At 47.1% G+C, this 10,923-nt stretch carries 12 protein-coding genes; 10 read left to right on the top strand and 2 right to left on the bottom strand.

What is annotated here, in order from left to right; genetic code table 11:
* Positions 1 to 72 precede the first annotated feature (72 nt).
* From FXO21_RS27730 to FXO21_RS27715, 4 genes are all read left to right on the top strand, one after another.
* Positions 73 to 522, top strand: a complete 450-nt coding sequence (locus tag FXO21_RS27730; protein WP_149643139.1) for an RpiB/LacA/LacB family sugar-phosphate isomerase — start codon at positions 73 to 75, stop codon at positions 520 to 522.
* Between the two features lie 50 nt (positions 523 to 572).
* Positions 573 to 1,397, top strand: coding sequence for a DUF481 domain-containing protein (locus tag FXO21_RS27725; protein WP_149643138.1), 825 nt, complete (start codon positions 573 to 575; stop codon positions 1,395 to 1,397).
* 119 nt (positions 1,398 to 1,516) lie between these two features.
* A complete protein-coding gene (locus FXO21_RS27720) occupies positions 1,517 to 2,680 on the top strand; it encodes a Gfo/Idh/MocA family protein (RefSeq protein WP_149643137.1) in 1,164 nt (387 codons plus the stop codon).
* A 39-nt stretch (positions 2,681 to 2,719) separates the two neighbouring features.
* Positions 2,720 to 4,084 (top strand): amidohydrolase family protein, encoded by a 1,365-nt coding sequence (locus FXO21_RS27715; RefSeq protein ID WP_149643136.1) that lies wholly within the window; start codon positions 2,720 to 2,722, stop codon positions 4,082 to 4,084.
* 52 nt (positions 4,085 to 4,136) lie between these two features.
* On the opposite strand, the gene FXO21_RS27710 is transcribed toward FXO21_RS27715, so the two are convergent.
* Entirely contained in the window at positions 4,137 to 4,985 is an 849-nt protein-coding gene (locus FXO21_RS27710; RefSeq protein WP_149643135.1) for an aldo/keto reductase, read from the bottom strand.
* A gap of 155 nt (positions 4,986 to 5,140) precedes the next feature.
* Between FXO21_RS27710 and FXO21_RS27705 the strand changes: the two genes are divergently transcribed.
* The 6 genes from FXO21_RS27705 to FXO21_RS27680 all read left to right on the top strand — a co-directional run bounded on the left by FXO21_RS27705 (position 5,141) and on the right by FXO21_RS27680 (position 9,932).
* A complete protein-coding gene (locus FXO21_RS27705) occupies positions 5,141 to 5,383 on the top strand; it encodes a transcriptional regulator (protein ID WP_149643134.1) in 243 nt (80 codons plus the stop codon).
* 494 nt (positions 5,384 to 5,877) lie between these two features.
* Positions 5,878 to 6,138 carry a hypothetical protein gene (locus FXO21_RS27700; protein ID WP_149643133.1) on the top strand — a complete coding sequence of 87 codons (261 nt, stop codon included), beginning with the start codon at positions 5,878 to 5,880 and terminating at the stop codon, positions 6,136 to 6,138.
* Positions 6,139 to 6,329: 191 nt separating this feature from the next.
* On the top strand, positions 6,330 to 7,022 hold the full coding sequence (locus FXO21_RS27695) for a response regulator transcription factor (protein WP_149643132.1): 693 nt from the start codon (positions 6,330 to 6,332) through the stop codon (positions 7,020 to 7,022).
* Positions 7,006 to 8,373, top strand: a complete 1,368-nt coding sequence (locus FXO21_RS27690) for a HAMP domain-containing sensor histidine kinase (protein ID WP_149643131.1) — start codon at positions 7,006 to 7,008, stop codon at positions 8,371 to 8,373. The genes FXO21_RS27695 and FXO21_RS27690 overlap by 17 nt, the downstream gene beginning before the upstream one ends.
* Before the next feature lie 144 nt (positions 8,374 to 8,517).
* Positions 8,518 to 8,979 carry a hypothetical protein gene (locus tag FXO21_RS27685; RefSeq protein ID WP_149643130.1) on the top strand — a complete coding sequence of 154 codons (462 nt, stop codon included), beginning with the start codon at positions 8,518 to 8,520 and terminating at the stop codon, positions 8,977 to 8,979.
* Between the two features lie 44 nt (positions 8,980 to 9,023).
* Positions 9,024 to 9,932 (top strand): bestrophin family protein, encoded by a 909-nt coding sequence (locus FXO21_RS27680; protein ID WP_149643129.1) that lies wholly within the window; start codon positions 9,024 to 9,026, stop codon positions 9,930 to 9,932.
* Positions 9,933 to 9,981: 49 nt separating this feature from the next.
* Here the strand turns inward: FXO21_RS27680 and FXO21_RS27675 are convergent, their stop codons facing one another.
* Positions 9,982 to 10,920, bottom strand: coding sequence for a hypothetical protein (locus FXO21_RS27675; RefSeq protein ID WP_149643128.1), 939 nt, complete (start codon positions 10,918 to 10,920; stop codon positions 9,982 to 9,984).
* Positions 10,921 to 10,923: the final 3 nt, after the last annotated feature.

Below are 10,923 nucleotides of genomic sequence, written 5' to 3'. Positions count from 1 at the left end.
CGATAATCTGGCGAAAATATCGAAATTGAGTGCATTGTAAAGACCTGAGTTCTCAAGATCAAATCAAACATTATGAAAATCGGAATAGCAGCAGACCACGGCGGGTATGAGTTGAAGGAATCCCTGAAAGCATTTTTGCAGGAAAAGGGATATTCAATCAAAGATTTCGGTGCTTTCACGTTGGACAACCAGGACGATTATCCCGACTTTGTGATCCCGCTGGCGCAGGCAATCGTGGCCGGCGAGGTAGAAAGAGGTATCGCCGTATGTGGCAGTGGGGTAGGTGCCTCGGTAGCCGCCAACAAAGTCCAGGGCGTACGGGCAGCGCTGATCAACGATCATTTCTCGGCGCACCAGGGTGTGGAGGATGACAACCTTAACCTGCTTTGTCTGGGTGGGAGAGTTACGGGTAATATGGCTGCGCAAGAGCTTGTTGCAGCATTTTTAGACGCAAAATTTACAGGTGCCGAGCGACATGTACGCCGGCTGGGGAAAGTGAAGGCATTGGAAAAAAACAGCTAAAAATGCATCGTGGGCTCGGTTTTGGCATTATTATTTTGCAAAATCGCGTAATGAAAAAATCGACACGCCACCGTTTTGTAAAGCTTGCCGCTTTCTTTTTACTATTTTGTTCATCCTCTGTTTTAGCCCAGCAAACAGGCGATTCACTCAAAATCCTGCCGGCCGATTCGGTAACGGCGCCTCGGCCGGACACCACAGTCAGGCCGAGGCAGGTACTGATTGACACGGTCCGCTACCGGTTTATCGGCGATGGTAATTTTACCAGGGGAAATGTCAACCGCAGTCTGATGGTGCTGCGCGCGGAGCTGATTTTCAGCGGACCGTTGATTAATATAGCATCTAACCCCAGGTTTACCTATGGTAAGCAAAATGGTGTCCTGGCCGAGCGCGATAGTTACGTCGACGTTTTCGTGGATGTTTTCAAGAAAAGCCGGACTTACGCTTTCGGACTTGGCGTTTTGGAAAACAGCAACCTTCGCCGCATCGTATTGCGGCAAATGGCCGGTGCGGGGGTAGGTTACAGGCTTTTAAAAACCAAAACAAATGACCTGAGCCTCACCAATGCAATTTTATACGAGTCGACCAATTTCGAAGAGATCAACACCGTTACCACGATCCGTAACTCGTTTCGCGTAAAAGGCAAGCATTCCCTGATCCAGGATAAGATCCGTTTTAACCACATTACATTTATTCAGCCAGCGCTCAACGATATTTCCAATTTGCGATGGAACACCATTTTGTCGGTGGAACTGCCGCTCAACAAATGGGTTACGCTGCGTACGAGCTTTGAAAATTCCTTTGAAAGTGTAGTGGAAGCGACCCGCAAACGAAACGACTCCCGCATTACCTTCGGCATCTCTGTCGGCAATAAGTAGTTAGCGGCTTTTGCGGGATCGGGTAAGGGAGAAGGGTGATAAAAGCTGTCCTTGGTACTGGCACATTATATCTTCACAAAATGTGCTTTTACAGGTAATCACATCATCCAATCGAAGTAATGAAAGATACACAGGATAACCGCCGCCAATTCCTTAGAAATTCTGTCAATACCGCCGCCGGCCTGATAATGCTGCCGGCACTCTCGGAAGAATTGATCGCGAAGCCGATCACTACCGTTGCCAACGATCCAAAACCTGTTTATATGGCTCCCAGAATTAAATTTTCCGTGATTGGAATGAACCACGGCCACATTTACGGGCAGGTCGAGGCAGTGACCCGTGGAGGTGGCGAGCTTGTTTCTTTTTACGCAAAAGAAGAGGACTTGTCGGCGGTATTTGCCAAACGCTATCCCAATGCAAAAAAAGCGGCCAGCGAGGCGGAGATCCTGGATGATAAGAGTATTCAGCTTATTCTGAGCGCAGGCATTCCCGACGAGCGTGCACCTCTGGGTGTGCGTGTGATGAAAAGCGGGAAGGATTATATGGTCGACAAACCCGGTATTACTTCGCTGGAACAGCTGGCGCAGGTGCGCAAAGTGCAGAAGGAAACCAAACGGATCTATTCGATCATGTATAGCGAGCGGCTGGAAAACCGTGCGACGATCAAAGCCGGGGAGCTGATCAAGGAAGGTGCAATTGGTAAGGTAATACAAACCATCGGCCTTGGCCCGCACCGCATGAATGCAAAAACGCGGCCTGAATGGTTTTTTGATAAAAAACGGTTTGGCGGTATTATCTGCGACATTGCTTCTCACCAGTTTGACCAGTTCCTTTTCTTTACCGGCTCAACCAAAGCGGAAGTAGTGGCTTCCCAGGTCGGCAATGTGAGCCACCCGCAATATCCCAAATTCGAAGACTTCGGCGATGCCATGCTTCGCGGAAACGGTGGGGCCGGGTATATTCGCGTAGACTGGTTTACGCCTGACGGTCTGAAATCGTGGGGCGACGGTCGCCTGACGGTTCTGGGTACCGAGGGGTTTATTGAGATAAGAAAGAACGTGGATATAGGCGGTCGCGACGGCGGCAATCACTTGTTTCTTGTCAATAATAAAGAAACACAGTACGTGGATTGCAGCAAAACCGAACTTCCATACGGTCGTCAGTTGGTAGATGATGTACTGAACCGGACAGAAACCGCGATGTCTCAGGAACACTGCTTTTTAGCCACCGAGCTTGCCTTGAAAGCGCAGAAGAATGCGCAGAATGTGGCTGCTTTGAGCTAATTGCCGGAAATTTTTTCTAACCACTTAACCATTCATTTTATGAAACGTTGCCTGTTTTTAATATGGATCGGATTTACGGGTCATGTGGCTTTTGCCCAGGAACCTGTCAGTAACGCGGACCGGGAGATCGTTTTCAAATCCGTAAACGTGATTCCGATGGACAAAGAGACCGTGCTGCAAAATCAGACTGTGGTGGTGAAAGGAGGAAAGATCACGGCACTTGGAAATGACGCGTCGGTCAAATTCGGGAAAGAGGCATTGGTAATTAATGCGGCTGGGAAATATCTGGCACCAGGCTGGTCGGAAATGCATGCGCACGTGCCTACGGTCGACGATCTGGCACCAATGAAAGATGTGCTGATGCTCTACCTGGCCAATGGGATCACAACGATCCGCGGCATGCTTGGCAATGCAAAGCATCTGGAGTTACGGGAGAAAGTCAGGAACGGCGAGATACTGGGCCCTAATTTTTACACGACCGGACCGGCATTCAGCGGGCAGTCTGTCAAAACTGCGGAAAGAGGTATTGAAATGGTTCGCGAGGAAAAGCAGGCGGGTTATGACTATTTGAAGCTGCTGCCGGGGCTCACCAAGCAAACGTTTCCCGGGATTGCAGAAACGTCCGCCGAGCTGGGTATCCCGATGGTTGGCCATGTGTCATTCAATGTGGGCGTTTGGGCTGCTATTGATGCAAATCAATCTTCTATCGATCACCTCGACGGTTTCGTGGAAGCGATCACACCGGGAATTGATACGTTGGTCGAGCAGGAAACCGGCCTATTCGGCGCGTGGATTGCCTATTCGGCCGACACTACTAAAATCCCGAAACTGATCCAGGCGTTAAAAGCGAAGAATGTGCGCGTTGTGCCCACGCAGGCGATCGCCGAGCGCTGGCTTTCGCCATTGCCGGCAGACAGTTATGCGAATGACGACGATCTGAAATATATGAAACCGGAAGAGATCAAAAACTGGATGAATGCGAAGAATAGCTATTACACCAATCCCAAATTTAATAAAGAGAGAGCGGAAGCATTTATCGCAATCAGGCGAAAGCTGATACTGGCGTGCCAAAAAGGTGGGGTAGAGCTGCTGCTTGGCTGTGACGCGCCGCAGGTTTTGAATGTCCCCGGTTTCGCGATCCATCATGAGATGAAATACCTGACAGAAGCAGGATTGTCGCCTTTTGAGACGCTTAAAACGGGTACGGTCAATGTGGCTAAGTATCTGAAAAAAGATAATTCCGGGTCGATTAAAAAGGGAAATGTGTCCGATCTGGTATTGCTGGCGGGAAATCCGCTCGAAGATATTGGTCAGACAAGAAATGTAGAGGGCGTCATGATCGGTTCGAGATGGCTGTCAAAGGAATTTCTGCAAAAGGAGCTGGCTAAGCTTGAAAAGAAGTAACAACAAAAAAACCGGTGCACCTGCACCGGTTTTTTTTTGAATTAATGGCCGACTACTCGGAAAGTGCCCTGAAATCTTCGTCCGAAAGCTCAATTTCGCCTGCTTTCAGATTCTCGTACAAATGTTCCAGCGAGCTGGTGCCAGGTATCAATAGAATATTCGGTGCCCGTTTCAGCAGCCAGGCCAGCGCGATCTGCGCGGTGGTTGCGTTATAAGCTGCCGCGATCTTTTCGATCTTGGCTCTCAGCTTGTCTGGCCCGGAAGCAAGCGGAAACCAGGGAATAAAAGCCATTCCCTGCTCAGTAGTGTAGTCGAGCACCTCTTCCCACTGCCTGTCTCCCAGATTATACAAATTCTGAACGGACACAATAGGCAGCACTTTTGCTGCACGCTTTATCTGCTCGACATCTACCTCCGAAAGGCCCACATGCCGGATCTTTCCGGCTGCGACGGCGTCGGCTACCGGCCCCAGTGTTTCTTCAACGGGAAAGCGAGCGTCGAAACGGTGCAATTGCCAGAGATCGATCACGTCCAGTTTAAGGCGTTGCAAACTTCCGTCGATCGTTTCCCGAATATGCTTCGGATCTCCGTTGACCGGCCATTTATTTGGTCCCGTACGGTCGAGGCCGCCTTTGGTGGCGATGAGCAGGTTTTGCGGATAGGGATGCAATGCATCGGCAATCAGTACCTCGTTGGTGTGCGGGCCGTACGAATCGGCAGTGTCAATAAAGTTGACGCCGGCTGCGACCGCTTCCTGTAATACCTTTTTTGCATTCTCCCGGTCGGGCGTATCGCCCCAGACACCTTTGCCAGTGAGCTGCATTCCCCCGTAACCGAGTCTGTTGACCTCAATTTCCCCAGCAATACGAAATGTGGCTGGATTTTCTCTTGTTGTACTCATTCTTTTAATTGTTGATGTTTATTAGGGATAACAATGCTTCCTTCACATTGGTTACCGGTTTCAGCAGGACTTCACGCAAATGCCGCGCCAGGACAAAATGCGGACAGGTGGCATAATTTTAGTCTTTTTTGATTCTGAATTAAAACCACAATCATATGGAAACGACAGTGTATGAATCCCGCGCAAAGGAAATGATCATCGAGATCAGGAAGATCATTGAAGTAAAAGGTCTCAATCTCAATACTGCGCTGGAAGAAGCCGGCATTTCTGCAAGTACCGCCGACAACATATTGAATCAGGGCGCCATTCCGTCCCTGTCCGAGTTTCTGGCGCTCTGCGAAATTTCAGGAATCACCATTCACCTGCCCTCTATCGAAACGCCAAACACGGCTATGTAAGTGATCAGCGAGGGTTTACAAGGCTCAGAGTCAGTCTAGTTTTGAATAAAAATCAACCGGTTAATCAGTTGCAGAAAAATATTTTCAATTTTTTTGAAAATATTTTTTGGTTTATAACCGGGGTAATCAGTCAATTGTTGCTGAAAATGGCTAATGGTAAAATCCACTCAGAAGATTATTTTGAAAATGGGGATTCCTCCCAAATTATATATCTGTGTTAACGTTACCGTAATATTGCATTAGCATCTCCCGCATTCCCGCCAAATCTTCCATCGCGGAAAACCGCTCATTATTACATTTTTTGAAATTGAAAACTTTGAATAATACCATTTATTTTACTCGAAAGTTGCCTTTTTTAAGTACTGGAAAGTCATATTTTTCAGAATATAGTTTGGTTGATAATGGTGTATATTACTTGTATTCAAAATATTGTAGTATATTTGTACCTGTAAATGATACAGAAAAACACAAGAACAAGTAAACCACTATTACCAATGAAAAATGCAAAAACAATGATAGCTACTGCCATGATGGTTTTGACTATCGCAACTTACGCCGGTGCCAACAATACTACATATACTATTGAGGAGAAAACAACAGTTGCAGTTTTGAACAAAGCGCTGCCTGTTTCACTTCCCGTTCTGGACAGCCCTGCTCCACAGAAAGATAAATTGACAGTTGACACCAATAAACACAGTGCTGACCAAAAAGCAGCAATCGTAGGACTTCAATTAAAAAGCAACTCTGCTAAGTAATTGAATTGACTCTGGCTAACAGGGTTCGTTGAGTTTGATTGAAAAAAGGGAAGAAATGTTTCTTCCCTTTTTTTTATGTCCCTACCTTAATAATCGCCAAATGCGAGAATTACGTGGACGCAGAAAGCATTTGGCACAAGCTTTTTTTATACCTTGACAGCACGACCTATGCTGGGAATTAAACGATACTAATGAAGATTCTGCTTATTGAGGACGATCCGGGTGTCATTTCCGTGATTCAGCGCGGATTATCCGCTTCGGGATATGAGATTACAATTGCGATGGACGGAAAGTCGGGGCTGGAAATGGCGCTTCAACATAGTTTCGATATTGTGGTCCTCGACCTGATGATCCCGATGATCAACGGAATGGAGGTATGCCGCAGACTGCGAAACGCCCAGTTTATAAAACCGATACTGATGCTCACCGCGCTCGGGACCACCGAAAACATTGTTTCAGGCCTCGACGCAGGTGCTGACGATTACATGACAAAACCTTTCAAGCTCGCCGAGTTGGAAGCCCGCCTGCGGACCCTTACGCGCAGGGGAAAAGAAGTGGAGAAAAAGGAAGGGATACTAAGCCTGGGCGACCTTACGCTCGACAAAGTAACGAAGACCGTTAAAAGGGGCTCCGCCACCATTGATCTTACCGCGACAGAGTTCCGTTTGCTGGAATATCTGCTCTCCAATACCAACAGGGTACTGAACCGGATCGAAATCCTGGAAAATGTCTGGGACATCAACTTCAACCTGGGTACCAACGTCGTCGACGTTTACATCAACTATCTAAGGAAAAAAATAGATAAAAACCACGATGTAAAGCTTATTCATACCGTTTTCGGAATGGGCTATGTGGTGCGTCAGGCCTATGAAGATTCAAAATAAGATTGCATTACTTTTCACATTACTGTCGGCGAGTATTATAGTCGCGCTGAGCGTATTCGTCTACATTTTTGCTTCCGAAAGTATTTCATCCAGCTTCTACCACCGGCTCGAAGTGCGCTCTGATATCATCGGTCACGCGATCCTGGAAGAGAATGAATCGCGAAAGCCAATTTATTATGATATCAAAAAAAGGCACCTGGGCGACCTTGCTTTTGAAAAACATAAAGTACTGCTATCGGTCGCGGATCCCAAAGCACGGCCCAGGCTGCCCTTACCGGAGAGTTTTTATGAAGAATTGCTGCAAAACAATGAAGCCCGATTTTTCGCAAATGATACTTCCTATGTAGGCAGAAGGATTGTCGATGGTGATAAAAAGATTGTTGTTATTTCGTCGGCGGTGGACCTTTATGGGTTGGCGGAAATGGAAAATCTTAAAAACCTGCTCGTGACCGGTTTCCTGATTTCGCTGGTTTTTATTTTTACTTTCGGCAAGCTTTTTTCTGATGAGATCTTCAAGCCAATCCGTCGGATTATCCGCAATGTGAAGGGGATCAATGCCCATAACCTGCACCAGCGTCTCGTGATCGACAACAGTGACGATGATATTGAGGACCTTTCGAGGACTTTCAATGATATGCTCGACCGGCTGGAAATTACCTTTGAAATACAGAATAACTTCGTCAGCAATGCCTCGCATGAATTCAAAACGCCACTTACGGTAATCACGGGCGAGGCCGAGCTGGGACTGAGCGTTCCGTCGCTACCCGAAAATGCGCGGCAATCGCTCCACAATATATATAAGGAATCCGAAAAGCTCGAACACCTGACGAGCAGCATGCTAAGCCTTGCCCAGACGGGATTTGACGGGAAGAAGGAAGAATGGGGGTGGCTGCGCATCGATGAGCTGATTTTATCTGTAAAGGAGGCGGCGGACAAGATTAATGCCGATAACAGGGTAAGCATTAACTTCGATCTGCTTCCGGAGAATGAAGAAAAGCTGGTTGTTAACGGGAATAAAGTGCTTTTGAAAGCTGCATTTACGAACATTGTCCTGAACAGTTGTAAATATTCCGACAACAAGCCGGTCGAGATCATCATCAGCTCCGACCAGCATGATGCAATCGTTGAAATTGTAGATGAAGGAATCGGCATACCGGATCGGGAAATCGGGCAGATCTTCGTGCCGTTTTTCCGGGCATCCAATACCGAACGCTACAAAGGCTACGGGATCGGCCTGCCGCTGGCGCACAATATCATCCGCATGCACGAGGGCAAGGTCGATGTGCAAAGCAAAGTAGGTGCCGGCACCCGCTTCAAAACGTTTCTTCCATTCAGAAAAGCCCGTCTCTAATCCGGTTTTAACATTCTCATCCCATTCTAATAAGTCTCACACTGTATTATAATTTCCCTCTTAAGACAGCCTAATATCTCTGCCGTAACATTGTATCACTGATTTATTCAGGGAAAATCATTGTTAATCAAACCGATAGAGAGTATGAAGACTGTAATGATCCCAACAGATTTTACGAATGAAAGTATTCAGGTTGCCGAAGCGATCGTAAGAGACTCCAATGAGGAAGTGAAGATTGTTTTTACCCACCTCTTCCATGTGGCGGACGATATCCAGGACCTGCTTTTCTCAGGCTACCGTGAAAAGGAGTTTGAATTCGTCTCCGAATCCTTTTGGTCGGATTGTAAATTGCTCAAAGATGAGTACTCCGAAAATCTGAAAAGCATCAAGATCGATTTCTTTTACGGAAGCAAGCTGGCCGCACTCAAAAATTTCATGGAATACCATGAAGTCGATAGCATTGCGTATTCGGAGCGCCATGGTTTTCCAAAGCTCAATAAGGCCAGTCTGGACGCACTTCCGGTCCTGAAAAAGAGTGGCATTCCTTTGATCAACGCTGACCTGATCAGCATCTCGGCATTCGCCGAATCGTCGGCAATGAACTGAGACGTTTGTGAAAGAAATGTGTGAAATGATAATGTGATCCAATTATGCTGCTCAAAAAGAACATTCCGATCCGATATATTTTCGGTAAAATAAAATATGAGATATTTTTTGTGACAATTTATGGTGTGGCGATAGAAATCATTTACCAGAACTTTCACATCACCAATATCTCCATTCCGATGACGGTTCCCACGGTTTTGGGGACGATCATATCCCTGCTGCTGGCATTCCGCTCCAACCAGGCGTACGACCGCTGGTGGGAAGCGCGGATCATCTGGGGAGCAATTGTCAACGATTCGCGCACCCTGGCCCGCCAGATCATTTCGCTGATGGAAGAGCCTTATGATTCTGAAAGTATCGACGGTTTTAAAAAGCGGATGATCAAAAGACAGATTGCCTGGTGCTATGCTTTGGGAAAAGGGCTGCGCAAGGATGACCCGCTTCCGCTGATCAGCAAATTCGTGACCGAAGAGGAATACGAATATGTAAAGGATTATGACAACAAGCACGTCGGACTACTCCAGTTACATGCCCGCGATCTTAAAAATGCGTTGAAGCAGGGCTGGGTGAATCCTTATCAGCAAATCGAAATTGATGGTACCCTGACCCGCCTTTGCGACGCAATGGGAAAATGTGAGCGTATCAAGAATACGGTTTTCCCTTCGACTTATAGTTTATATATCCATCTTGCATTGCACTTCTTCATCTTACTATTGCCTTTCGGGCTGGTGCAGCTATTTGGTTTTCTGATGGTTCCGGTGTTGATCGTGATTACTGCCTGCTTCTTTTTGATCGAGAAAATGGCTATTCACCTGCAAGATCCATTTGAAAACAAACCAACAGATACGCCGGTGATGACCATTTCGCGGAACATCGAACGTGACCTGAAACAAATGATGCGCGACGATCAGGTTCCGGTGGTTTACACGCCCGATAAATTTTACATCCTGTAAACCGTCCTTTAAAAGTGTCAGCGCGGAGCTTCGGCTCCGCACTTTACCCCTAAACCCCCTGTTGGGGGCTTTTTTTGGCATTGTGTCGTGTCTCTCCCCTTAAACGGCCGGGGGCAAGTCCGTTGCGGATATCCGTCAGGATCCTGTAATTCTGCTCCACCCAATTTCCGCTACCGTTGCCTTTGAACTTCGAGCGGGCTATACAGTCTTCGAAGATCCCAAACGCTTTTTTGGCATCTTCCTGTGAATGAAAGGTATTGATCCAGGCGGCAGGGACCTGGCCGGGCTTGACCACGCCAATGCCGGGATTGTAGATCCGGAGTATACCTTCCGAAAATTCCCAGGAAACCCGATTGTGCTCACGGATTTTTGCAGCCTTCAAAAGGTAGATATTATGCAGTAAATAGTTGCTTAGCCTGCTGCGTAGCTGGCCTGCATTCTCAGCCTTTTCAGGTTTGATGCGCCACTCGTTATTTTTTGCAAAAAACGGATCTTCACGGTAGTTGCTGAGCGGTTTTCCATATTCCATCAGCAGCATATTCTCCTGCGGGTTGAATTCAAAATGCATCACCCGAAGTCCGTTTTCTGCCATATTGAATGCGATGCCTACCTCCTGGGTAATTCTTTCTGACGTGAGAAAAACGGATTGCGAAGTACTATCATACGACCATTTTCCGATACTGTAAACATTGTTATCACGGATCTGGGTAAAACTGCCGTCGGGAAAAAAGGATATAAACAGTTCTTTCTTGCTCATCGGCGTATTTTCCAGCGTTTTTCCATCCGGCCCCAGTGCAATCGGATCTCCCTGATTGACTCCGTACATTCGCCAGGAACCCAGCAAGTTTTTGCTTTTGGGTAAAACAGATTCGTTAGCCTCCACCGCTTTTTTCTGCGCAACAGTGGTTTTGCCAGTGCGATAGATGATCCCCCGATGCTGCATCATCATGATCAGAATAAACAGGAAGATGATTTTTATAAAAGTCATAAC

Source organism: Dyadobacter sp. UC 10 (assembly GCF_008369915.1).
GTDB lineage: Bacteria > Bacteroidota > Bacteroidia > Cytophagales > Spirosomataceae > Dyadobacter.
This window is presented reverse-complemented; position numbering and strand designations above follow the sequence as displayed.

Coding starts and splice junctions, on each gene's coding strand:
- FXO21_RS27730 (WP_149643139.1), top strand. CDS start 73: ATGAAAATCGGAATAGCAGCAGACCACGGCGGGTATGAGTTGAAGGAA.
- FXO21_RS27710 (WP_149643135.1), bottom strand. CDS start 4,985: ATGAGTACAACAAGAGAAAATCCAGCCACATTTCGTATTGCTGGGGAA.
- FXO21_RS27680 (WP_149643129.1), top strand. CDS start 9,024: ATGCTGCTCAAAAAGAACATTCCGATCCGATATATTTTCGGTAAAATA.
- FXO21_RS27675 (WP_149643128.1), bottom strand. CDS start 10,920: ATGACTTTTATAAAAATCATCTTCCTGTTTATTCTGATCATGATGATG.
- FXO21_RS27685 (WP_149643130.1), top strand. CDS start 8,518: ATGAAGACTGTAATGATCCCAACAGATTTTACGAATGAAAGTATTCAG.
- FXO21_RS27695 (WP_149643132.1), top strand. CDS start 6,330: ATGAAGATTCTGCTTATTGAGGACGATCCGGGTGTCATTTCCGTGATT.
- FXO21_RS27700 (WP_149643133.1), top strand. CDS start 5,878: ATGAAAAATGCAAAAACAATGATAGCTACTGCCATGATGGTTTTGACT.
- FXO21_RS27720 (WP_149643137.1), top strand. CDS start 1,517: ATGAAAGATACACAGGATAACCGCCGCCAATTCCTTAGAAATTCTGTC.
- FXO21_RS27715 (WP_149643136.1), top strand. CDS start 2,720: ATGAAACGTTGCCTGTTTTTAATATGGATCGGATTTACGGGTCATGTG.
- FXO21_RS27705 (WP_149643134.1), top strand. CDS start 5,141: ATGGAAACGACAGTGTATGAATCCCGCGCAAAGGAAATGATCATCGAG.
- FXO21_RS27725 (WP_149643138.1), top strand. CDS start 573: ATGAAAAAATCGACACGCCACCGTTTTGTAAAGCTTGCCGCTTTCTTT.
- FXO21_RS27690 (WP_149643131.1), top strand. CDS start 7,006: ATGAAGATTCAAAATAAGATTGCATTACTTTTCACATTACTGTCGGCG.